The organism is Microbacterium sp. T3-8 (assembly GCF_055398145.1).
This window is the reverse complement of the sequence record NZ_AP027918.1, coordinates 3,151,532-3,174,201: the sequence shown is the minus strand read 5'-3', so window position 1 is coordinate 3,174,201 and position 22,670 is coordinate 3,151,532. Positions and strand designations below refer to the sequence as shown.

Sequence of the window (22,670 nt, the reverse complement as noted above, 5' to 3'; positions counted from 1 at the left end):
CGTCGGATGAACCCGCAGCCCGCGGCATCCGGGCTCGCCCCGAACACCCTCGTGTCCGGGGCGGACCCGCGCCCGCCCTCGCCCCGTTCTTCGCCCGTCTCCGCCGCCCGCTCCTCCGCCGGGCGGCGCTGGGTCGGGCTCGTACCGCTCGCGATCCTCTGCGTCGCAGCCCTCGCCGCCAGCATGCTCGTCGGCTCGCGCGCCGTTCCGACGGCCGAGGTGATCCAGGCCCTCCTGCATCCCGACCCCGCTGATGCGATCTCGCAGACCGTCTGGTTCTCGCGCGTTCCGCGCACCGTGCTCATCCTCGTCGCCGGTGCCGCGCTCGGCGTCGCCGGGGCGCTCATGCAGGCCGTCACCCGCAACCCCATGACCGACCCCGGCATCCTGGGTGTGAACGCGGGGGCGTCGCTCGCCGTCGTCGTGGGACTCGCGTTCTTCGGCACGACCGACATCTCGCAGTACATGTGGTGGTCGTTCGCGGGGGCGATGATCACCTCGGTGCTCGTCTTCGTGATCGGCAACACCGGCACCGCCCGCGGCAACCCCGTGCGCATGACCCTGTCGGGCGTCGCGCTCGGCGCGGTGCTCATGGGGTTCTCATCGGCCGTGCTGCTGACGCACTCCGAGATCCTCGAGAAGATGCGCGGGTGGTCGGCGGGCACCACGGCCTCGCAGCCGCTCGAGGCGACGCTCGCGATCGTGCCGTTCATCGTCGTGGGCCTCGTCATCGCCCTGCTCAGCTCGCGCTCCCTCGACGTGCTGTCGTTGGGTGAGGCATCCGCCGTGGCGATGGGGGCGCATCCGAACCGCATCCGTCTCGTCGTGCTCGTCGCGATCGCCCTGCTCGCGGGCGGCGCGACGGCCGCGGCCGGGCCCATCGGGTTCCTGGGGTTGCTCGCCCCGCATCTCGCGCGCATGATCGTCGGCCCGCACCAGGGGTGGATCCTCGCGTACTCGGTGCTCATCGCGCCGACCGTCATGGGGTTCGCCGATGTGCTCGGCCGCGTCATCACCGCGGGTGAGGTGCCGGTGGGTGTGGTGACCGCGTTCATCGGAGCGCCCGTGCTCATCTACATGGTGCGGCGCTTCCGCGTCTCGGAGGTGTGAGGCGATGACCGATCTCGACTTCGGCCGACGCGTGCACCGCATCGGTCCGCGCTCCCGCCCGTTCCTGCTCGTCGACGCGCGCTCGGCCCGCATCTGCGCAGGACTCTGGATCGCGATCGTGCTGCTCGCCGTCTTCGCCGTGTTCTCGGGCTCCGCGCAGATCACCCCGATCGAGGCGCTCACGGCGCTCGTCGGCCAGGGCGACGCCTACACCTCGATGGTCGTGCTCGAGTGGCGCGCGCCGCGCATCCTCATGGCGGTGCTGCTCGGCGCGTGCCTGGCGATGAGCGGCGCGATCTTCCAGAACCTCACCGGCAACCCGCTGGGCTCGCCGGACGTGATCGGATTCCAGACCGGGTCGTACACCGGCGCGATCGTCGTGATGCTGCTGCTCGGCGGCGGCTCGGTCGAGACCATGGCCGGGGCGCTCGCCGGGGGTGTGGCGACCGCGTTCCTCGTGTTCCTGCTCTCGTCGAAGCGCGGGGCGGTGCGCGGGGTGCGGCTCATCATCGTGGGGATCGCGGTCAGCGCGATGCTCGCCTCGGTGAACGTGTGGATCCTGCTGACGGCGACCGTCGAAGACGCGATCATGGCGAGCCTGTGGGGTGCCGGCAACCTGTCGGGCGTCTCGTGGGCGACGTTCCTGGGGGCGTTCGGCGGATCCGCGGTCTTCCTGATCGCCGCGATGGCGTTGAGCAGACCGATGCGATTGATGCAGATCGGGATGCCGTTCGCCACCGCCCTCGGCCAGAACGTGCGCGCGGTGCAGGTGGCGGCGATCGTGATCGGCGTCGGACTCACCGCCCTCGCCACGGCGACCGTCGGACCGATCTCGTTCATCGCGCTCGCGGCCCCGCAGATCGCGCGCCGGGTGGTGCGCTCCGACGGCCTCGCGCTCGGCCCGACCGCCGCCGTGGGGGCGCTGCTGCTGCTCCTCGCCGATGTCGTGGCGCAGCGCATCCATCCCGATTCCCCCCTGCCCGTCGGCATCGTCACGGTGTCGATCGGCGGACTGTACTTCCTGTGGCTGCTCCTGCGAGAGGGAAAGAAGAGATGACCCGACTGATGGTCGATGGCGCCGCACTCGGCTACGCCGACAAGCTCGTGTGCGCCGATGTGTCCGTCGAGATCCCTGACGGCGCGTTCACCGTGATCGTGGGGCCGAACGCCTGCGGCAAGTCGACGCTGCTCAAGAGCCTGACGCGGCTCCTGCCCCCGACCCGGGGGAGCGTGCTGCTCGACGGCAAGAGCCTGCACGATCTGCCCACCAAGCACGTGGCGCGCGAGGTCGGCCTCCTCCCGCAGGGACCGGTGGCGCCGGACGGCATCCGCGTCGTCGATCTGGTCACGCGGGGGCGGTACCCGCACCAGCGCCTGTTCGCGCCCTGGTCGCCCGAGGACGAGGCCGCCGTCGCCGAGGCGATGGACGCCACCGGCATCCGTCATCTGTCGGGCCGGATGGTCGACGAGCTCTCGGGCGGGCAGCGGCAGCGCGTGTGGATGGCGGTGGCGCTGGCGCAGCAGACGCCGATCCTGCTGCTCGACGAGCCGACGACCTACCTCGACGTCAGTCATCAGATCGAGCTGCTCGAACTGTGCCGCACGCTCAACCGCACGCAGGGGCACACGCTCGTCGCCGTGCTGCACGACCTCAACCAGGCCGCGCGCTATGCCGATCACGTGATCGCGATGAAGGACGGCGAGGTCGTCGCGACCGGCGCCCCCGGCGAGGTGATCACCGAGGCGCTGGTGGCCGACGTGTTCGGGCTCGACGCCCGGGTGATCGCCGATCCCGAGTCGGGGAGCCCGCTGGTCGTGCCGCGCTGGCCGCACGGCTGAGTTCCCCGGCGCGAGGGGTCACGACACGCCGCGAGCGGATGCCGAGGCGCGGCGTGTCGTGACTCCTCGGCGAGGGGCGTCAGCCGCGCGGCGGCGCCGTCGACGCGCGCACGATCAGCTCGTGCGAGGTGCTGACGGTGCGGGCCTCGTCGCTCGCGGGCCGCAGGATGAGTGCGACGGCGTGCTGCCCCATCTCGAACATCGGGATGCGGGCGGTGGTGAGCGCGGGGGCGACGTCGGCGGCGACCGCGATGTCGTCGAAGCCGACGACCGACAGATCGTCGGGAACGCGGATGCCCTGCTGGCGCAGTTCGCTCAGGATGCCGATGGCCATGGCGTCGTTGAGGCCGACGATCGCGGTGAGGTCGCGGCCCCGGAATTCGCCGTCGACGAGTTCGCGGGCGCCGGCGATACCGCCCTCGCGCGTGAACTCCTTCGACACCACGGTGAGTTCGACCTCGGCATCCGCGATGCCCTCGCGGAGTCCGGCGATGCGATCGGCGACGGTGTTGAGCTCGAGCGGGCCGGCGACGACGCCGATGCGGCGGTGCCCGAGCGCGGCGAGGTGCGCGCCGACCGAGACGCCGGCGCGGTGGTTGTCGGGCAGTACGGCGTCGATCGGCAGGTAGTGGCGGCCGATGACGGCAGCGCGGCCGCCGGCGAGCGCGAACTCGGCGAGGGCGGCGGTCATCTTCTGCTCGTGCTCGGGGTCGGCGTACCCGGAGCCGGCGATGATGATCGACCCCACGCGCTGCCGGAGCAGCGCCTGCACCTGGGCGAGCTCGCTCTCGGGGGTGCGGTCGGCCTGGGCGATCTGCACGGAGCGGTTCTCGAGGGTGGCGCTGCGGATGACGCCGCTGGCGATCTCGGAGAAGTAGGGGTCGCCGATCTCGTGCACCAGCAGTCCGATGGTCGGCACGAGCCCGCCCGCGAGGCCGCGAGCGTGCAGGTTGGGTTCGTAGCCGAGCTCCTGCGCGACGCGTCGCACGTGGGCGGCGACCTCGGGTGAGATGCCCGAACCCCCGCTCATGGCGCGGGAGGCGCTCGCCAGGGAGACCCCGGCCGCCTCGGCGACGTCCACGAGTCGCGGCGTACCTGTACGCTTCACGAAAACCTCCCCCTGGAGCAAAATCGACGCTGATCGCGCTGTGGGTTGCTCTCGTTCTTCCACGCAAGTATAGTGGCGGAAGCGCTTACGAAAGCGCTTTCGCTTACGATGACGTAGGAGACACCCGCATGACTGCACGCCGCCAAGGTCGACGGATTGCCGCAGCGATCGGATCGTTGACGATCGCCGCCCTCACGGTTTCGGCCTGTTCCGGAACCGGTGACCAGTCGGAAGGGGGTGGATCGGACGACCCCATCGTCATCGGCATCTCGCTGCCGCTCACCGGCGACTTCTCGGAGCCGGGCAAGGGCGTCGAGCGGGGCTACGAGGCCTGGCGAGACATCATCAACGAGAACGGCGGACTGCTCGGTCGCCAGGTCGAGCTGAAGATCCTCGACGACCAGTCCAACGCCGACCGCGTCGTCTCGGACTACGAGTCGCTCATCGCCCAGGACGGCGTCGACCTGGTCTTCGGCCCGTTCTCGACCCGCCTGGTCGTGCCCTCGGCGCGTGTCGCGCAGGAGTACGGCATGCTCTTCGTCGAGCCGGCGGGAGCCGCGGCCGAGGTGTTCGAGCAGGGCTTCGACAACCTCTTCTACGCCGCCCCCGCGATCGCGAACGATCACTACAACAACCTCGCCGACTACCTGCTCGCCCTTCCCGAGGACCAGCGTCCCGAGACCGCGGCCGTCGCCGCGATGGACGACCCCTTCGCGCAGGGCACCGCCTACGGTCTTCGCGACAAGCTCGAAGAGGCCGGCGTCGAGATCCTCGTCGACGAGGTCTACCCGCCCAACACGACCGACTTCTCGACGATCGCGGCGAAGATCGCGCAGTCGGATGCCGACATCGTGATCGGCGGCACCCAGTACCAGGACGCGGTCAACCTGATCATCGCGCTGCAGCAGCTGAACTACCAGCCCGAGCTCGCGGCGTTCTCGACCGCCCCGACCAACCCCGAGTTCGCCGCGGCGATCGGCGGGGCGACCGAGGGCATCCTCGCTCCCACCGGCTACTCGCCCGACTCGCAGTTCCCCAGCAACATCGAGTTCGTCGAGAAGTACACCGAGATGCACGGCAACCCGCCGGCCGAGGATGAGGCGAACGCCTACACGACCGGCCAGGTCGTAGCCGCGGCCGTCGAGGCCGTCGGCTGCGCCGAACAGGGCGAGTGCCAGCAGCAGCTCATCGACTGGCTCCGTGACAACGAGGTGGAGACCGTGGTCGGCCCCCTGAGCTGGGACGAGACGGGCAAGCCCACCGGCGCCCACCTCATCCAGCAGTGGGTCGGCGGCGAGATCCGCATCGTCCTCCCCGAGGACGTCAAGGAGACCGACTTCCTCTTCCCGAAGCCGACGTGGTGATCCGCACATCGTGAGTGGAGCACTGCTACTTCAAAGCCTGATCCTCGGTGTGCTGCTGGGAGGGCTCTACGCCCTCCTGGCCGCAGGCCTCACCCTCTACTTCGGCATCATGCGCGTCGTGATGATCGCGCACTCCGCGTTCCTCATCCTCGCCGCGTACCTCGCCTGGTGGTTCAACCGCGAGACCGGGCTCGACCCGCTCATCTCGCTGGTCGTCACCGTGCCGCTGTTCTTCGTGACCGGCGTCGTGATGCAGCGTCTGCTGGTGTCGCGGCTCAAGCCGCTGACGCTCACCATGATGTCGGTGCTGCTCACCTTCGCGGTGGCGCTGATCATCGAGGGGGCGCTCGGGTTCTTCTTCTCGGGCACCCAGCGGCGCATCCCGCTGCCGTACGCCAGCGCGAGCCTCGACTTCTTCGGCGCCCAGGTGCCGGTCGTCAAGCTCATCGCGTTCGGTCTCGCGGCCGTGGCGCTCGCCGGCCTCTTCGTGCTGCTGAAGTACACGCGGTTCGGGCAGGCGCTGCGCGCCACGATCCAGCACCCGGAGGCGGCGCGGCTGGTCGGCATCAACACCGACCGCGTCGCGGGCTACGGCTTCGGCCTCGGCCTCGCGACCGCCGCGATCGGCGGCACGGCGCTCTCGCTCGACGCCACGATCTACCCGTCGCTGCACTGGCACTGGATCGGACCGCTCATGGCGATCATCGTCGTCGGCGGTCTCGGCAGCATCCCGGGCGCGGCCATCGCGGCGCTCGTCCTCGGAGTCGCGCAGAGCCTGCTGCAGCTCCCCCTCGGACCCACGTGGGCGCAGACGATCTTCTACGTCGCCCTGTTCGCCACGCTGATGTTCCGCCCGCAAGGATTCTTCGGAGGTCGTCTTGCCCAGCGTTTCTAGCCGCGAACCGATCGCGACCGAGACGGTCGTCATCGCTCCGCCCGCTCCCACCCGTCGTCGTTCGACGACGTGGATCAAGCTCGCCGCTCTCGTCATCGGCGCGGCGCTCATCCTCTCGTTCCCGACCATCGCCCCGAACCCGTACATCCTGTCGGCCGGCGTCGTCATCCTCAACTACGCCGTGCTGTCGACGGGGTGGAACTTCATGGGCGGGTTCACGGGGTACATCTCCCTGGGGCACGCCGCGTACTTCGGGCTCGGGGCCTACGGCACCGCGCTCCTGATCAAGTACCTGGCGCTGCCGGGCTTCGTCGCCTGGATCCTCGCCGCTCTGCTCGTCGCGGTCATCGCGATCCCGATCGGCATCGCCGCCCTCCGGGTGCGCGGAGCGTCGTTCGTGATCGTCTCGATCGCCTTCGTGCTCATCATGCTGCTGGTCTTCCAGAGCTGGCGCGAGGTGACCGGCGGCTCCGAGGGACTCAACGTCCCCCGTCCGTTCCCCGGCATGCTGCGCCCCGAGCACCACCGCGTGTTCTTCTACCTGTTCGTCGCCCTGCTCGCGTTCGCGCTGCTGGTGTGGTGGATCATCGACCGGTCGAAGTTCGGCACCGCGCTCAAGTCCATCCGCGAGGACGAGGACAAGGCGCAGTCGCTGGGCGTGCCGACCACCCGCTACAAGCTCATCGCCTACATCCTCTCGGCGCTGTTCGTGTCGCTGGGCGGCGGGCTCTACGCCCTGTGGTTCGGCGACCTCGACCCGATCTTCCAGTTCTCGATCCTCATCGGTTCGTACATGGTGCTCATGGCGCTGCTCGGCGGGGTGCGCAACCTCTTCGGCCCGCTCCTCGGAGCCGTCGTCGTGGGTGTCGCCCTCGAGTACTTCAAGCTCGAGTTCGGTGACACGCAGTTCCACCTCATCGCCACCGGCATCCTGCTCGGCATCGTCGTGCTCTTCATGCCCGACGGCGTCATCCCCGCGGTGCGCAACCTCGTCACCCGCAAATCCGACCAGGCCTCGATCCGCGAGGTGACCGCCGGCGAACTCCTCGAGCAGAACGAGAAGCGAACAGCGGATGCCGCGGCGAAGGAGACGTCAGCATGAACGCCGCCACCACCACGCTCGACAGCCTCAGCACCGTCGAGATGACCAAGAGGTTCGGCGGCGTGACCGCGGTCGACGCCGCCACGGTCACCTTCCAGGAGGGCAAGGTCAACGGGCTGATCGGGCCGAACGGCTCGGGCAAGACGACCTTCTTCAACTGCGTGACCGGCATGATCAAGCCGGACTCCGGCGAGGTGCGGTACCGGGGGCAGGCGATCACCCGCAAGTCGCCCGACCGCATCGCCCGTGCGGGCATCGGCCGCAGCTTCCAGCTGTGCCGGGTGTTCCCGCGCATGACGGTGATGGAGAACCTGCTGGTCGCGGTGCGCAGCACGAGCATCCGCCAGCAGCTGCGCTCGGCGCACGATCCGGAGGAGCTGGAGCGGGCCCGCGGTTGGCTACGGCGCGTCGGCATCGATCACCTCGAGCACGCCGAGGCCCGCAACCTCAGCTACGGCCAGCAGAAGCTGTTGGAGCTGGCGGGAGTGCTCATGGGCGAGCCCGACACGATCATGCTCGACGAGCCCGCCGGTGGCGTGAACCCCGCCCTCATCGGGCGCATCGCGACCCTCGTGCGCGAGCTCAACGAGGAGGGCAAGACCTTCATCATCGTCGAGCACAACATGGAGATGGTCATGAGCCTGTGCGACCACGTGATCGTGTTCGACCGCGGGCGTCCGATCGCCGCGGGCACCCCCGAGATCATCCAGCAAGACCCGCGAGTCCTGGAGGCCTACCTTGGAGTCTGAAGCGAAGAACCTGCTCGAGCTGCGCGACATCGAGGCCGGGTACGGCCGGGCGGCGCTCGTGCTGCGCGGTCTGACCGTCGAGGTGCCGCCGGGATCGGTGGTCTGCCTCGTGGGGCCGAACGGCGCCGGCAAGTCGACCGTGCTGAAGGTCGCGAGCGGCATGCTCAAGCCGCGCTCGGGGAAGATCGAGGTCGACGGCCGCGACATCACCGGCGAGGGCCCGCAGTCGATGCTGCGCCACGGCCTCGCTCACGTGCTGCAAGGCCACAGCGTCTTCCGCGAGATGACGGTCGGCGAGAACGTGATGCTCGGCGCCTTCACCCTCAAGGACCAGAAGGTGATCCACGAGCGCGTGGAGTTCGTGCAGAACCTCTTCCCCATCGTGGGGGAGCGGTGGAAGCAGCTCGCCGGGCTCCTCTCGGGCGGCCAGCAGAAGCAGGTCGAGTTCGCCCGGTCGCTCATGGTGAGCCCCAAGGTCGTGCTCCTCGACGAGCCGTCGATGGGCCTCGACCCCAAGACCACCGAGAAGGTGTTCGAGCAGATCGTGCGCATGCGCGATGCCGGAACCGCGGTGCTGCTCGTCGAGCAGAACGCGCGACGGGCGCTCGAGACCGCCGACATCGGCTGTGTGCTCGACCTCGGTCGCGTGCACATCTCTGGCCCGGCATCCGAACTGCTCGCCGACCCCACTCTCGCCGCGCTCTACCTCGGCGGCAAGCCCGCCGCGGCCGGCAACTGACTCGCATGAACAGCACCCTGACGGAAGAACGGAACGAGATGTCACTCACCACCACCGCCTCTCCCGAGGCTCCCGCATCCACTCCCGCGAAGACGCGCGAGATCGGCATCATCATGAACGGCGTCTCGGGACGCATGGGCTACCGCCAGCACCTCGTGCGCTCGATCCTCGCGATCCGCGACGAGGGCGGCATCGAACTCTCCGACGGCACGAGGGTGACGGTGCGGCCGCTCCTCGTCGGCCGCAGCGAGACGAAGCTCGCCGAACTCGCGGAGCGCCACGGCATCGCCGACTACACGACGGATCTCGATGCGGCGCTCGCCGATCCGCAGTGGGAGATCTACGCCGACTTCCTCGTGACGAAGGCGCGCGCCACGGCGCTGCGCAAGGCGATCGCGGCCGGCAAGACGATCTACACCGAGAAGCCGACCGCCGAGTCGCTCGAGGAGTCGCTCGAACTCGCCCGCCTCGCCCGCGAGGCCGGCGTCAAGACCGGTGTCGTGCACGACAAGCTCTACCTCCCCGGTCTGCAGAAGCTCAAGCGACTGATCGACTCGGGCTTCTTCGGGCGCATCCTCTCGGTGCGCGGCGAGTTCGGCTACTGGGTCTTCGAGGGCGACTGGCAGCCCGCGCAGCGCCCGAGCTGGAACTACCGCACCGAGGACGGCGGCGGCATCATCGTCGACATGTTCCCGCACTGGAACTACGTGCTCGAGAACCTGTTCGGTACGGTCGAGAGCGTCTACGCGCAGGCGGCCGTGCACATCCCCGACCGCTGGGACGAGCACGGCGAGCGCTACATCGCCACCGCGGAGGACGCGGCGTACGGCATCTTCGAGCTCGAGGGCGGGGCGATCGCGCAGATCAACTCCTCGTGGACCGTGCGCGTCAACCGCGACGAGCTCGTCGAGTTCCACGTCGACGGCACGCTCGGCTCGGCGGTCGTCGGGCTCTTCGGTGCCAAGATCCAGCACCGCAACGCCACCCCGAAGCCGGTGTGGAACCCCGACCTCGCCGACGACCACGACTACGCGGCCGACTGGGCCGGCGTGCCGACGAACGAGGTCTTCCAGAACGGTTTCCGGCAGCAGTGGGAGGAGTTCCTGGAGTCGTACGTTCTCGGCACCGACTACGCGTTCGACCTGCTCGCGGGTGCCCGCGGCGTGCAGCTGGCCGAGGCCGGACTCGCGTCGTCGCGCGAGGGGCGCAAGATCGAACTGACCCCGCTCACCGAGGGGTGACGACCATGGGCGCGCTCACCCTGCTCGCCCCGGACGGCTCGACCTCGCAGGTCGAGCTGTCCGAGGCGCCCGCCTACACCCGCCCCGACGGCCCGTTGCGGAGCCGCGTGGCCTACGCCGCGGCGCACGTCGTGCCGAAGGTCGCGGGAGACAACACCCCGGGGCGTCCCGCCGAGATCGACTGGGATGCGACGCTCGCCTTCCGCCGCCACGCCTACGCGTGGGGGCTGGGCGTGGCCGACGCGATGGACACCGCCCAGCGCAACATGGGATTGGATGCCGCGGCCACCCGCGAGCTGATCTCGCGCTCGGCCGCGGTCGCCCGAGAGGAGGGTGGCGCGGTCGTCGTCGGGGTCAACACCGACCACGTCGACGACGAGCAGATCACGGTGGATGCCGTCATCGACGCCTACAAGACGCAGCTGCACTTCACCGAGGAGCAGGGCGCCGGCCCCGTGATCATGGCGTCGCGCCACCTGGCCCGCGCCGCCCGGTCGGCCGACGACTACCGCCGGGTGTACCGCGAGGTGCTGGGGGCGGCGACGACCCCGGTCGTGCTGCACTGGCTCGGCACCGCCTTCGACCCCGTGCTGCAGGGGTATTTCGGCTCGGACGACTGGCGCGCGGCAGCCGATGTGCTGATCGAGATCATCGGCGAGAACCCCGACAAGGTGTCGGGCGTCAAGATGAGCCTGCTCGACGCGGCATCCGAGGTCGCCGTGCGCGACCGCCTGCCGGACGGCGTGCGCATGTTCACCGGCGACGACTTCAACTACGTCGGCCTCATCGGCGGAGCGGACGTGCCGGATGCCGCGCAGCCCGTGAGCGAGGCGGCCGAGCCGCGTCGGCACTCCGACGCGCTGCTCGGAGCCTTCGCGGCGCTGACGACGTCGGCCTCGGCGGCGATCCAGGCGCTGGATGCCGGCGACCCCGGCCGCTACCTCGAGATCCTCGGCCCGACCGAGGCGCTGAGCCGGCAGATCTTCGCAGCGCCGACCTTCTACTACAAGACAGGCGTCGCGTTCGTGTCGTGGTTGAACGGTCACCAGTCCGCGTTCCAGATGGTCGGCGGCCTGCACTCGGCGCGCAGCCTGCCGCACCTGTCGCGCATCGTCGAGCTCGCGAACGAGGCGCGCGCGCTGGAGAACCCCGACCTCGCGGCCGGGCGCTGGCAAGCGCTGCTGAAGCTGAACGGTGTTCTCGCATGAATGGAGTGCTCGCATGACCGCGCCCGATCCCCGTCTGTCGATCAACCAGGCCACCATCAAGCACGCCGACCTCCGCACCGCTCTCGACGTCACGCGCGACGCCGGCATCGAGGCGATCGGTCTGTGGCGCGAGCCCGTGCAGGCCGTGGGGCTCGAGACCGCGGCGGCGATGCTCGCCGACTCGGGACTGCGCTTCACGACGCACTGCCGCGGCGGGTTCTTCACGGTGCCCGATGGCGACGCCCGGCGTGCTTCGCTCGACGACAACCGCGTCGCGATCGACGAGACCGCGGCGCTCGCCGCTGCCGGTGCTGCCGGATCGACCGCCGTGCTGGTGCTCGTCGCCGGCGGGCTGCCCGAGGGCTTGCGCGACATCGCGGGAGCCCGCGAGCGGGTGCGCGACGCGATCGGCGATCTCGCGCCCTACGCCGCAGAAGCGGGGGTGACGCTCGCGATCGAGCCGCTGCATCCGATGTACGCGACCGACCGGTGCGTGGTCTCGACGCTCGGACTGGCGCTCGACATCGCCGCCGACTTCGACGCGCAGGTGGTGGGTGCCGCCGTCGACACGTTCCACATCTTCTGGGACCCCGACGTGCTCGCGCAGATCGCCCGCGCCGGACGCGAGGGGCGCATCGCGACCTATCAGGTGTGCGACTGGAAGACCCCGCTGCCCGCCGACGTGCTGCTCAGCCGGCACTATCCGGGCGAGGGCGTGATCGACCTGCGCACCCTCACCGAGGCCGTGGTCGCCACCGGGTACGACCGCGACATCGAGGTCGAGATCTTCCACGCCGACATCTGGGCCGACGACCCGGCCGCCGTCGTGCGCCGCACGGCCGAGACCTTCGGGCGCAGCGTCTCGCCGTTCCTCGCGCCGGCGGACTCTCGCGCCGCCCCTTCTCGACCGGCCCCTTCTCGACCGGCCCCTTCTCGACCGGCCCCTTCTCGACCGGCATAGGGTCGAGAGCGTGCACACCGTCGTCCTCGCCCCCGACAGCTTCAAGGGCACGATCGGTGCCGCCGACGTCGCCGCCGCGCTCGTGGCGGGGTGGGGCTCGGTGCGCCCCAACGATCGTGTCGTGCTGCGGCCGATGGCCGACGGGGGAGAGGGCACGGTCGATGCCTTCGCCGCCGCGGTCGATGGCGCTGTGCGCGTGCCGGTACGGGTGACGGGTCCGGACGGTGCGCCCACGGATGCCGCGTGGCTGAGGCTGCCGGCGACGCCCGACGCCCCGGGCGGCACGGGTGTCGTCGAGCTCGCCTCCACGAGCGGCATCGAACTGCTCGGCGAGCGGCGCATCGGGGAGGAGGCGCACACGCTCGGATTCGGACAGGCGATCGCCGCCGCCCTCGACGCCGGGGTCTCGCGCCTCGTGCTCGGGATCGGGTCGAGTGCGTCGACCGACGGCGGGACCGGGATGCTGACGGCGCTGGGCGCGCGGTTCCTGGACGCGTCCGGGGCGCCGATCGCGGTCGGTGCCCGCGGGCTCGCCGAGCTCGCGTCCGTCGATCCGACCGGGCTGCACGCTCTGCCCCCGGGTGGCGTTCTCGTGCTCAGCGACGTGACGAATCCACTGGTGGGTCCGCTCGGGGCGGCGGCGGTGTTCGGCCCGCAGAAGGGGCTCACGGGCGACGCGATCGCGCGCGCCGATGCGGGGCTCGCGCGACTCGCCTCCCTGCTGCCCGTTGATCCCGAAACCCCGGGTGCCGGCGCGGCCGGAGGCACCGGCTTCGGCCTGCTGGCCTGGGGTGCGCGACTCGTGGCCGGTTCGGCCGAGGTCGGCGAACTCGTGGGCCTCCCGGGTGCGCTGGCCGAGGCATCCGCTGTCGGTCCCACCGTCGTGATCACCGGCGAGGGCGCGTTCGACGGGCAGTCGGGCGCCGGCAAGGTGCCCTCGTACGTCGCGGCCACTGCGCTCGGCGCCGGGGCCGATGCTCTCCTCGTGGCCGGGCGGATCGACGCGGATGCCGACACCTCGGTGTTCGCCGCGCACGCCTCGCTGACCGAGCTCGCGGGGTCGGGGGAGGCCGCGATGCAGGACCCGGCGCGCTGGCTGCACACCGCCGGGGCGTTGCTCGCGCGCTCGCTGGGCTGACCGCGGGGTGGGGCCCTTCGTCTCGCTTCGCTCGCGCAGGAACCGGGTGTCTTCCACCGGTTCCTGAACGAGGAGCGCAGCGACGAGACGAAGGGCCGCCGTCTCCGGCAGATGGCCCTTGCCTCCCCCACTCCTGCGCGCTAGCCTCGACGAAAGCGGTTGCGAAAGCGCTTACGCATGCGCTTCCGTACCGCTGATCGCCCTCCCCTCTGCAGTGCCGCCCCGGGGAGGAGCGCGACACCACACCGGCACGACACCACACGACGATGACGTTGAGAGGTCTCTGATGCAGAAGCGAAACACACGGTCGACGAGCGCGCACCGGCGAACGGATGCCGTGCCACCGGGCGGGAGGCGCCACCGCAGAGCCGGGGCGGCCGCCATCGCCGCGGCCATGATCGGCACCCTGCTCGCCGCCACCCCCGCGACGGCCGATGCCACGTTCCCCGAGGTGATCGACTTCGAGGGCTACGAGCGCACGGCGCTGAACGGGCAGGACGGGTGGACGGCATCCGCTGCTCCCCGCGTCGTGGCCGATCCGCTCAACGGCAACAACCAGGTCGTCGAGTCGGTCGGCGGCGGGCAGCAGGCCTTCCGCGAGATCCCGGCGATCGCCGAGGGAACGACCGGCACGCTGTTCTTCCGCTTCCTGCGCACGGGCAGCGTCGACACCTCGTTCGGCCTGACCGACGTCGACGCCCCGAACGATTACACGCACAGCCGCGCATACGTGAACAACCAGAACGACGACGTGCTGCGCGTCCGCGACGGCAACGCGTTCAAGTCCGCCGGCGTCTGGTCGCGTGACGCCTGGCAGTGCGTCTGGATCGTCGCCGACAACGCCACCGACAAGGTCGCCGTCTACAGCCAGGGCGGGGCCTACGACGAGATCACCCGCCTGCCCGAGGGCACCGAGCAGCAGTTCGGCTTCCGTCAGGCCGTGAACGGCGACCTCGACCGCTTCTTCTGGAAGAACGGCGCCACCAGCACCGGGCGTCTGCTGCTCGACGACGTCGCGGTCGACACGACGGGCGAGAACCTCGCGATCGCCACCGGCAACGAGGGCGACTGTGCTCCCGGGGAGACCCCCGCCGAGCCGCTGCTGAACCCGCTGCCCGACCCCGAGCTCTCGAGCCTGGGCATCGAGGTCACCGAGCTCGCCCAGCTGCCCGAGTCGACGACGACCCCGGCCACACAGGACCCGCGTCTGGTGCGGCACAACCGCATCACGCACCTCGACGAGGTCCCCGACGACTCGGGCCGCCTGATGGTGCCCGACAACAACGCGATCCTGTACCTCGTCGACAAGGCGTCGGGCGAGTACGTGCCGTACCTCAATGTGCGCGACGAGTTCGTCGACAACTTCCACAACAGCGCAGGGCTGGGCACCGGACTCGGCGCGGCCGAGTTCCACCCGGACTTCGCCGAGAACGGGCTCTTCTACACCGTGCACACCGAGGGCGGCACGGCACTCACCGAGGACACCCCGGACTTCCCGGCCTACGGCAACACGCAGTTCCACAGCGTGATCACCGAGTGGACGGCATCCGACCCCTCGGCGGAGACGTTCTCCGGCACGCACCGCGAGGTCATGCGCATCCCCTTCGGCGGACGCGTGCACACGGTGCAGCAGATCGCGTTCAACCCGACGGCTGCCGAAGGCACCGCCGAGCACGGCATCCTGTACATCCTCGTCGGCGACGGCGGTAACGGCGTCGGCAACGGCAACCCGCAGGATCTCGCCACCCCGCAGGGCAAGGTGCTGCGCATCGACCCGACCGGTGACGACAGCGAGAACGGCGCGTACGGCATCCCCGCCGACAATCCGTTCCTCGACGACGCGGACGCGCTGCCCGAGATCTACGCGGTGGGTCTGCGCGACCCGCACCGCATCAGCTGGGATCCCGAGGGCGACCACACCATGTACCTCGCCCACATCGGCGAGTGGCAGGTCGAGTCGATCTACGCCGTCGAGCCGGGCGACAACTTCGGCTGGTCGGTGCGCGAGGGCTCGTTCCTCGCCGAGAACCGGCAGATCTTCCCGCTGCCCGAGAACGACGCCGAGTTCGGCTTCACCTACCCGGTCGCCGCCTACGACCACAACCGCGACCCCGGCCAGACCGGTGACGCGGGCGTGGCCGTGAACGGCGGCTTCGTCTACCGCGGTGACATCGAGGCGCTGCAGGGCCGGTACCTGTTCACCGATCTGGTGCGCGGATGGGTGCTCTCGACGCAGGCCGACGAGATGGTCCGCAACGCGGGCGACATCGACGATCTCGCCACGATCGAGCAGCTGCGCGTGTTCGAGGACGGCGAGGAGACCACCTTCCAGGAGCTGGTGGGCGACACGCGCGTCGACCTGCGCTTCGGATCGGATGCCGACGGCGAGCTGTACCTCGTCTCGAAGGCGAACGGCAAGATCTGGAAGGTGACGGGCGCCCGCGAGGCGGGCCCGTCGTCGCCGTTCGTGCTGCCGGAGCTGGCGCCGAACGTCGTCACCCACCACGACTTCGACCACCCGGGCGCCGACCCGACGGTCGAGGTCGACCAGGGGCGCTCGGGCACCGACATCGCGCTGATCAACGGCGGCGTCGAGCAGCGGGTCGCCGACCGGGCGTACCCGGGGGCGGGCAAGGCGCTGCAGACGCAGCAGATGAGCCCGACCACGGCCTCGAACGACGACTGGAAGGCCGGGGTCTACGACGCCGCGGGCGTCGACACGCTCGGTGACTTCGCCGGTGCCGAGGAGATCTCGGTGATGGGCTGGTTCAAGCCCACCGGCGATCATCCGGCGCTGAACTCCGGCACCGCCAACCCCGACGACGTCTACAACGCGATCGGTCTCGCGGGCGTGCTCACCGGCACTTCCGACGGCCATGCGGTGCGCGCGCTGCTCGAGGTCATCACGGTCGACGGCGAGCTCAAGCTCGTCGCCCTCGGTCGCCGGGTCGACGGGGCGGGGTCGTGGACGTTCGCGGCCGACCTGCCGTGGGACGAGATCCTGAAGAAGGGGCAGTGGGTGCATCTCGCCGCCACCTTCGACTTCGCCGGCGGCGAGATGAAGCTGTACATGAACGGCGAGGAACTCGCCGGGCGGTACACCGCGGCGAACCCGTGGGGTGGGGGCGCGACGAGCGACACCACGCCCGCGGGCATCAAGATCGGCGGCAGCTTTCCGCAGAACACGCGCGAGGCCAACCCGTTCCACGGTCGCATGGACGACGTGATGCTGCTCGACACGGTGCCGACCGCCGAGCAGATCGCGGCGCAGTACGCGCTCTACGCGGTTCCGCCCGTCGAACCTCCGGCACCCGCCGCCTGCACGCCGGACGGGCAGGTGATCACCGACGTGATGGGTGAGGAGAACTGGGCACCGCGCACGCCGGCGAAGTGGGACTTCCCCGGCGATCAGATCGTGCTCACCGAGGCGGGCACGAACCCGAACGACGGCATCCGTCGTCCCTTCGAATACGCCGTGCTGAACGAGGGGCCCGAGCTCGGGTCGTTCGACCTCTCGGCCCAGGTGCGCATCGACGAGAAGGCGTCGGTCAACAACCGCGACGTCATCATCGTGTTCGGGTGGAAGTCCGACACGGAGTACTCGTACGTGCACCTGTCGAAGGACAACACGATCTACCCGCACAACGGCATCTTCACCGTGAACAACGCCGACCGCGTGCGGGTCGACGATCAGTGGGACGGCACGGTCGGCGCCCCGCCGGCGATCACCGACGAGGAGTGGCACGACGTGCGCGTGGTGCGCTGCGACACGGGTGAGGTGGCCGTCTACCTCGACGGACTCGACACCCCGCTGCTCACCGCGACCGACACCACGTTCCCCGAGGGGCGGGTGGGCTTCGGCTCGTTCGACAACTTCGGGCGCCTGCGCGACCTGACGGTCACGGCGGCTGCGACCGACACCACGGCTCCGGCCGTGACGGTCAAGACGGATGCCGGGGCGACGGTGGGCCGTGACGGCGTCTACTCGAAGGTCTCGTTCAAGCTGCACGACGAGGGGCTGGTCGCAGGCCTCGCGCTCAACGGCGTCGAGAAGGACGTGACGGATGCCGTCTGGTCCGACCTCAACGGTGTGAAGCCCGGGGTGTTCGGCGCGGTGGAGGGCGCGAACACCCTGGTCGTGCGCGACGCGGCGGGCAACGAGACGACCGTGCGGTTCACGCTCGACGTCACGCCGCCCACCGTCACGGCCAAGACCGGCTCCGCGTTCACGATCGGCGCCGACGGCGTCTTCTCGAAGGTGTCGTTCAAACTGAACGACGCCTTCAAGATCGACCGCGTGACGGTGAACGACACCTCCACCGACCTGAGCGACAACGTCTGGTCGGATCTGAACAACGTGAAGCCCGGGTCGTTCGGAGCGGTGCTCGGCGAGAACGTGCTCACCGTGCACGACGTGGCGGGCAACGCGACGGAGGTGAGGTTCACGCTCGTGCCGTAGCCGCGGCATCCGTTCGGGAGGCCTCCTGGATCTTCCGGAGGCCTCCCGAATCCTCCAGCGTATGGGCATTCCTCTCCATCGCGCGGGAATCGGCCCGCCGATACGGTTCTCGGAGGCTCGCCCGACGCGGTGAGCGGTGACGAAGCGGGGGCGACATGCAGGACTCATCGACGACGAGGCGGATGTTCGGGCCCGCGCGGGCGGTGTCTCTCGCGTTCGGAGATCCCTCTCCGCTGCTCGCATACGCTGTGCCGTCGGCACTGGCCGCCGCGGTCGCCGGAGGCGTCGCGACCACGGTGGCGGCCGATGACCTGTCGATCGTGAACCACGCTCCCGCCCTCGTGGCCGCGAGCCCGAGTGCGTTCGTGGGCGCTGCCGCGTTCACCGTCGTCCTGGCTCTCGCCCAGGCCTTCGGCCTCACCGCCGCGACCTCCGCGCTTCTCGCCCGCGTCGACGGTCGCCGTCTCCCGGCGCGAGCGGCGTGGGCTCGCGCCGCTCGGCGTCCGGGCGCCGTGGCGATCGCAGCGGCGGTCTCCCTCGTCGCGGCGAGCGTGCTCCTGCTGGTCTCGATCCTCCTGAGCGTCCAGCCCGTGCTGGGCATCGGCGCCGCGATCGTGCTGCTCATCGCCGTCATCGTGCTCGCCCCGCTGGCGCTCGCGTGGCCGCTGCTCGTCGCGGGCACGCATCCGATCGGCGCCGCCCTCGCGGCAGGATGGCGGTCACCGCGGGCGTTCCAGGGGCGCGCGGCCGAGCCGCTCGGCAGTCCGCGCTTCGCCCTCGTCTTCACCGCCGTGTCGACCGGGATCATCGTGCTGGTCATCGGGTGGCTGGCGTCGACGCTCCCGCCCGGCTGGTGGACTCCGGTCGTGACCGCGGGGCTGGCGCTGGTCTCCACCGCCGTGGTCCAGGTGCTCCTGTCTGCGGTCGCGGTGCGCGGGGCCGCGCTGCGCTCCGACGCGCCGCTCACCCCGGACGAGGAGTCGGTGGGTGCGGAGCGGTCACCCGCGCGCACCGGCCGCGGCGGGATGCTGCCCGGCGTGGCCGTCCTCCTGGCACCCGCGGTCCTCGCGGGTGCGCTGGTCGCGCTGAATCCGTGGCAGGTCCCGGCGTTCGCCGCCGCCGACGTGCACCGTGTGTGGACGTCGCCGCAGATCGTCGGGTGGCAGGGCGGCAGCGTCCTGCTCTCGCGTCTCGGCGGCGAGGACGCGACGGTGCGTGCGTGCGACGACGACGCGTGCGGTCCCGTTCGGGAGATGGCGTCGATCCTCCCGTCCGCGATCGCGAGCGCCGCTGACGGCGGGGTCCTTTCGGCGTCGTGGATACCGGTCGAGGGGGCCGACGATTCCTCCGGCAGCTTCGAACTGCGCGTGACCCACAGCTCCACGGAGCAACTCGCGGAATGGTCGACGATGTCCGGGTCGAGCGGATCGGACGACGCACCGGAGCGCGGTCTGCCGGGTGAGGTGCGGACGCTCTCGAGCGTCGAGGCCATGTTCGAGGGTGGGGACTCCGTCTTCGCGCGCAGCAACGAGTCCCGCATGGCGGTGGCCATCGACTCTCGCGGTGCGCTGCCCGTGATCGCCTCGGTCATCCGCCCGCCGGGGAGTGGCGACGACGCGACGCTGGCGCTGGACTTCTGCGCGGATGCCGAATGCTCGAGCAGTGCCCGTACCGAGCTCTCGATCGAGTGGGCCCTGAGCACGACGAATGCGACCACGCTCGACGTCGTGGCCGCGGAGGACGGCGGGTCCGCCGCCGTGACGCTCGTGCAGCGCGAGGCCGACGGATACGGGAGTCCGCTCCGTCTCCTGACGGCGACGGTCGACGGCGCGTGGACCGTCGAGACGCTGGATGCGTCGGGTGGGGATGCCACGGCGGATCAGGCCCAGAACGACCTCGACTTCGCCTACGGCGCCCAGGTGGAGCGGGGAGCCGATGGATCCCCCGTGATCCTGTCGCGTGCCCGGGGGAGTGACGTGTTGCGGCTCTTCTCGTGCGCGGACGAAGTGTGTGCCGATGCCGTGGTCACGGAAGTCGCGCAGCACCTCGCCTTCCTGCACATTCCCGCCTTCGTGATCGACACGAGCGGGCGCCCGCTCATCGGCACGATCGACCGCGACGCGAACGTCGCGCTCGTCTCGTGCGACGACGAGGCGTGCCGTGATCGCACGGCGGTCCCGCTCACGGGCCTCGCTCCCTCGGGCGCCGGATCCACCGGCGGATTCGCTCTCTCCGTCGACGACCGGGATCGTCCGCTCCTCGCGGTCGGCGCGCGTCGGTCGGCGTCGACCGCGCCGGGCTCGTTCGAGGGGACGATCCTCACGTGCGCAGCGGCGCGGTGCGGGGGGTCCTGACGACACTGCGGTGGTTCCTCACACTGCGTCGGTCGGCGCGCCCCTCCGCTCCACCCGAGTCCAGGCGAGAAGCGCGCCGGCGAGGACGCCGCCGACTCCGCCGAGGACCATGTCGCCGATCGTGTCCTGGTAGGTGACGAAGATGTCGTCGCTGAGGAAGGCCCATCCCACCCACTCGATCATCTCCCACACCGCGCTGATGGCGAGGGCGAGCAGGGGCAGCATCACGAGCGGCGTGCGCGGTCGCACCCCGGCGTCGCGGGTGAGGGCGGCGACCCCGGTGCGCTCGATCACGACGGCCAGCACGATCGCGAGCACGCCGGTGCACACGCAGTGCAGGAGCAGATCCCACCCCGTGATCGTGCGGTAGAGGTCGAGGACGTTGCTCCACGCGGCGACCAGCACCACGGCGCACGTGACGACGTCGAACCAGGGCCGCAGCCCGAGCATCCGCGGCAGCATGAGCGCGGGCAGCGCGAGGGCGGCGATGCCCGCATCGGTGGGCTTCAGCCACACCGCCGCGGCGATCACCGCCAGCACCCCCACGACGCGCAGGCCGTCGGCCGCCCATTCCGCCGCGGTGCGCGGCGGGCGCAGGAAGTCTTCTTTCATCGTGTCGTTCTCCTCGCACTGCTCGCGTCGACGGCGCCGACGCGGATCACCGCCTGCACCGCGAGGTGGTCGGACGGATGCACCCCGTCGAAGGTGCGCGCATTCGCCCCCACCGCGCGCACCTGCACGCCGGGAGTGACCGCGATCGCGTCGATGCAGCGGCCCCCGACCCGGGGGCGTCGGTAATGCGTGTAGGTCCCCCACTGCGGGGAGAGGTGCACGTCGGCGACGGCCCGGGCATCGGTCAGCCGTTCTCCGTCGAACAGCGCGCGCACCGAGGCCGAGCGGACATCGGCGTTGAGATCACCCGTTACGACGGCGGGGATGCCCCGCTCCCGGACGAAGGCGGCGATGTCCGCGGCCGATCGGCGCCGCGATCGCCGCGAGAACGGGTCGAGGTGCGTGTTCACGGCGAGCAGGCGCGCCCCGGTCGAGCGGTCGACGAACTCGGCCCACACGGCGATGCGCGGGATGGCGTTGCCCCACCCGGTCGACCCCGGCACGTCGGGGCGGTCGGACAGCGCCCGCTGGCCGCCGTCGACGAGCTGCAGGCGCGTGCCGTCGTAGAGCAGCGGAGTGCCCTCTCCCGTGCCCCCGCGTCCGCGTCCGCGTCCCAGCGACCGGTAGCCGTCGCCGAGCGCTCTCCGGATCGACGGCATCACGCGGGGCAGCGCCTCCTGCAGCCCCAGCAGCGTCGGGCGCTCCGAGGCGAGGAGCGCATGCACGGCGGGAGCACGCGTGCTCCAGCGATCGGCGCGCGCGATCAGCGGCCCCTCCATCGCGCGGCGCACGTTCAGTGTCATCACGTGCAGCTCCGGCGGGGCGGCCGGGCCGATGAGCGTCGCGTCGGCGTTCATCGGCGGCTCCCGCGGGGCGACGACGTGCGTCGGCGGGTGCGATGGGCGAGCATCCGTCCCCACCGCAGCGGCGGGAAGTCGCGCGGCCAGTGCACGAGCACGCTGCGCATGCCGCGGTGCACGCGCCGGCCGAAGTGGCCGCCGGTGAACGGGCGCATCGACATGCCCATCGACAGTCCGGGGAGCGCGCGGATGCGGTGTCTCTCGCCGAGGTGGAAGGCGAGGTCGAGGTCATCGTGCACCTCGGGGTCCTGGCGGTGCACCTCGTCACGCACCGCGAGCCAGGCGTCGCGGCGGAATGCGAGGTTCGAGCCGAACAGGGGACGGTGTCCGAGCGCCAGCCCGGTCACGGCCGCGTAGGCGCCGAGGTACAGCGCGGCCAGGGGAGCGCGGAGAGCGCTCGGGCCGTCGGTGAAGTGCGCCCGACCGGTGAACGCGGCGACGTCGTGCGCGGCGGCGAAAGCGCGCGAGACCTCGTCCACCCATCCCGCGCCCGGGACGCAGTCGGCATCCAGGCGAAGGATCAGATCGCCGTGCGCCGCATCGTACCCGGCGGCCGCGGCGGCGCCGATGCCGGGGTCGGCGCAGGTGATCACGCGGGCACCGGCCGCGCGGGCGACGACGGCGGATGCGTCGCTGGATGCGTTGTCAACCACGACGATCTCGTCCGCCTGCGTCGTCTGACCGGCGAGCGCGGCGAGGCAGAGGGCGAGGAGATCCGCGTCGTCCTTCACCGGGATCACGATCGAGGTGGTCAGCGTGCGCGGCGGATGCATCGGTTCCCGTCTCCCGTGGTGCCGATCGTCGTCGAGATCCTCGGCGTGATCGTCTCGTCCCACGGTAGGCGGGCGGCGCGGAGTGGCGCATCGGGTTGACGCCCGTCGATCCCGCCGCTATCGGGCACCGCCATCGGGAACCGCCATCGGGAATACGG

General features: G+C 70.8%; 18 protein-coding genes. 14 read left to right on the top strand and 4 right to left on the bottom strand.

What is annotated here, in order from left to right:
- The first annotated feature begins 6 nt into the window (after positions 1 to 6).
- The 3 genes from ACZ5Y9_RS15255 to ACZ5Y9_RS15245 are packed head-to-tail and all read left to right on the top strand — an operon-like array spanning position 7 to position 2,949.
- Entirely contained in the window at positions 7 to 1,110 is a 1,104-nt protein-coding gene (locus ACZ5Y9_RS15255) for an iron chelate uptake ABC transporter family permease subunit (protein ID WP_464471716.1), read from the top strand.
- A gap of 4 nt (positions 1,111 to 1,114) precedes the next feature.
- Positions 1,115 to 2,167, top strand: coding sequence for a FecCD family ABC transporter permease (locus tag ACZ5Y9_RS15250; protein WP_336641808.1), 1,053 nt, complete (start codon positions 1,115 to 1,117; stop codon positions 2,165 to 2,167).
- Positions 2,164 to 2,949, top strand: coding sequence for an ABC transporter ATP-binding protein (locus tag ACZ5Y9_RS15245; RefSeq protein WP_247624606.1), 786 nt, complete (start codon positions 2,164 to 2,166; stop codon positions 2,947 to 2,949). The genes ACZ5Y9_RS15250 and ACZ5Y9_RS15245 overlap by 4 nt, the downstream gene beginning before the upstream one ends.
- Before the next feature lie 79 nt (positions 2,950 to 3,028).
- On the opposite strand, the gene ACZ5Y9_RS15240 is transcribed toward ACZ5Y9_RS15245, so the two are convergent.
- Positions 3,029 to 4,057, bottom strand: a complete 1,029-nt coding sequence (locus ACZ5Y9_RS15240) for a LacI family DNA-binding transcriptional regulator (RefSeq protein WP_247624607.1) — start codon at positions 4,055 to 4,057, stop codon at positions 3,029 to 3,031.
- Positions 4,058 to 4,185: 128 nt separating this feature from the next.
- Between ACZ5Y9_RS15240 and ACZ5Y9_RS15235 the strand changes: the two genes are divergently transcribed.
- From ACZ5Y9_RS15235 to ACZ5Y9_RS15185, 11 genes are all read left to right on the top strand, one after another.
- Positions 4,186 to 5,421: an amino acid ABC transporter substrate-binding protein gene (locus ACZ5Y9_RS15235; RefSeq protein ID WP_247624608.1), complete on the top strand. Its 1,236-nt coding sequence runs from the start codon at positions 4,186 to 4,188 to the stop codon at positions 5,419 to 5,421.
- A 10-nt stretch (positions 5,422 to 5,431) separates the two neighbouring features.
- Positions 5,432 to 6,316, top strand: coding sequence for a branched-chain amino acid ABC transporter permease (locus ACZ5Y9_RS15230; RefSeq protein WP_247624609.1), 885 nt, complete (start codon positions 5,432 to 5,434; stop codon positions 6,314 to 6,316).
- A complete protein-coding gene (locus ACZ5Y9_RS15225) occupies positions 6,300 to 7,418 on the top strand; it encodes a branched-chain amino acid ABC transporter permease (protein WP_247633910.1) in 1,119 nt (372 codons plus the stop codon). Before ACZ5Y9_RS15230 ends, ACZ5Y9_RS15225 begins: the two co-directional genes overlap by 17 nt.
- Entirely contained in the window at positions 7,415 to 8,167 is a 753-nt protein-coding gene (locus ACZ5Y9_RS15220) for an ABC transporter ATP-binding protein (protein ID WP_247624611.1), read from the top strand. Before ACZ5Y9_RS15225 ends, ACZ5Y9_RS15220 begins: the two co-directional genes overlap by 4 nt.
- Complete coding sequence (locus tag ACZ5Y9_RS15215; protein ID WP_247624612.1) at positions 8,157 to 8,906, top strand: ABC transporter ATP-binding protein; 750 nt, start codon at positions 8,157 to 8,159, stop codon at positions 8,904 to 8,906. The genes ACZ5Y9_RS15220 and ACZ5Y9_RS15215 overlap by 11 nt, the downstream gene beginning before the upstream one ends.
- A gap of 38 nt (positions 8,907 to 8,944) precedes the next feature.
- Entirely contained in the window at positions 8,945 to 10,147 is a 1,203-nt protein-coding gene (locus tag ACZ5Y9_RS15210) for a Gfo/Idh/MocA family protein (protein ID WP_247624613.1), read from the top strand.
- Between the two features lie 5 nt (positions 10,148 to 10,152).
- The gene (locus tag ACZ5Y9_RS15205; protein ID WP_464471715.1) at positions 10,153 to 11,355 is read left to right on the top strand and encodes a dihydrodipicolinate synthase family protein; all 1,203 of its coding nucleotides are present in this window, start codon (positions 10,153 to 10,155) and stop codon (positions 11,353 to 11,355) included.
- A 13-nt stretch (positions 11,356 to 11,368) separates the two neighbouring features.
- Entirely contained in the window at positions 11,369 to 12,316 is a 948-nt protein-coding gene (locus tag ACZ5Y9_RS15200; RefSeq protein WP_464471714.1) for a sugar phosphate isomerase/epimerase family protein, read from the top strand.
- Between the two features lie 10 nt (positions 12,317 to 12,326).
- Positions 12,327 to 13,454 (top strand): glycerate kinase, encoded by a 1,128-nt coding sequence (locus ACZ5Y9_RS15195; RefSeq protein WP_247624616.1) that lies wholly within the window; start codon positions 12,327 to 12,329, stop codon positions 13,452 to 13,454.
- Positions 13,455 to 13,740: 286 nt separating this feature from the next.
- Entirely contained in the window at positions 13,741 to 17,913 is a 4,173-nt protein-coding gene (locus ACZ5Y9_RS15190; RefSeq protein WP_464471713.1) for a PQQ-dependent sugar dehydrogenase, read from the top strand.
- Positions 17,914 to 18,161: 248 nt separating this feature from the next.
- Entirely contained in the window at positions 18,162 to 20,267 is a 2,106-nt protein-coding gene (locus tag ACZ5Y9_RS15185) for a hypothetical protein (protein ID WP_464471712.1), read from the top strand.
- 18 nt (positions 20,268 to 20,285) lie between these two features.
- On the opposite strand, the gene ACZ5Y9_RS15180 is transcribed toward ACZ5Y9_RS15185, so the two are convergent.
- The 3 genes from ACZ5Y9_RS15180 to ACZ5Y9_RS15170 are packed head-to-tail and all read right to left on the bottom strand — an operon-like array spanning position 20,286 to position 22,512.
- Positions 20,286 to 20,879, bottom strand: coding sequence for a DUF2238 domain-containing protein (locus ACZ5Y9_RS15180; RefSeq protein ID WP_464471711.1), 594 nt, complete (start codon positions 20,877 to 20,879; stop codon positions 20,286 to 20,288).
- Positions 20,876 to 21,736, bottom strand: a complete 861-nt coding sequence (locus ACZ5Y9_RS15175; RefSeq protein ID WP_464471710.1) for an endonuclease/exonuclease/phosphatase family protein — start codon at positions 21,734 to 21,736, stop codon at positions 20,876 to 20,878. The genes ACZ5Y9_RS15180 and ACZ5Y9_RS15175 overlap by 4 nt, the downstream gene beginning before the upstream one ends.
- Positions 21,733 to 22,512: a glycosyltransferase gene (locus ACZ5Y9_RS15170; protein WP_464471709.1), complete on the bottom strand. Its 780-nt coding sequence runs from the start codon at positions 22,510 to 22,512 to the stop codon at positions 21,733 to 21,735. Before ACZ5Y9_RS15170 ends, ACZ5Y9_RS15175 begins: the two co-directional genes overlap by 4 nt.
- Positions 22,513 to 22,670 lie beyond the last annotated feature (158 nt).

Bases quoted from the DNA above. Each gene is read 5' to 3' on its own strand.
- ACZ5Y9_RS15255 (WP_464471716.1), top strand. From the start codon at position 7: ATGAACCCGCAGCCCGCGGCATCCGGGCTCGCCCCGAACACCCTCGTG.
- ACZ5Y9_RS15250 (WP_336641808.1), top strand. From the start codon at position 1,115: ATGACCGATCTCGACTTCGGCCGACGCGTGCACCGCATCGGTCCGCGC.
- ACZ5Y9_RS15245 (WP_247624606.1), top strand. From the start codon at position 2,164: ATGACCCGACTGATGGTCGATGGCGCCGCACTCGGCTACGCCGACAAG.
- ACZ5Y9_RS15235 (WP_247624608.1), top strand. From the start codon at position 4,186: ATGACTGCACGCCGCCAAGGTCGACGGATTGCCGCAGCGATCGGATCG.
- ACZ5Y9_RS15220 (WP_247624611.1), top strand. From the start codon at position 7,415: ATGAACGCCGCCACCACCACGCTCGACAGCCTCAGCACCGTCGAGATG.
- ACZ5Y9_RS15210 (WP_247624613.1), top strand. From the start codon at position 8,945: ATGTCACTCACCACCACCGCCTCTCCCGAGGCTCCCGCATCCACTCCC.
- ACZ5Y9_RS15205 (WP_464471715.1), top strand. From the start codon at position 10,153: ATGGGCGCGCTCACCCTGCTCGCCCCGGACGGCTCGACCTCGCAGGTC.
- ACZ5Y9_RS15200 (WP_464471714.1), top strand. From the start codon at position 11,369: ATGACCGCGCCCGATCCCCGTCTGTCGATCAACCAGGCCACCATCAAG.
- ACZ5Y9_RS15190 (WP_464471713.1), top strand. From the start codon at position 13,741: ATGCAGAAGCGAAACACACGGTCGACGAGCGCGCACCGGCGAACGGAT.
- ACZ5Y9_RS15180 (WP_464471711.1), bottom strand. From the start codon at position 20,879: ATGAAAGAAGACTTCCTGCGCCCGCCGCGCACCGCGGCGGAATGGGCG.
- ACZ5Y9_RS15175 (WP_464471710.1), bottom strand. From the start codon at position 21,736: ATGAACGCCGACGCGACGCTCATCGGCCCGGCCGCCCCGCCGGAGCTG.
- ACZ5Y9_RS15170 (WP_464471709.1), bottom strand. From the start codon at position 22,512: ATGCATCCGCCGCGCACGCTGACCACCTCGATCGTGATCCCGGTGAAG.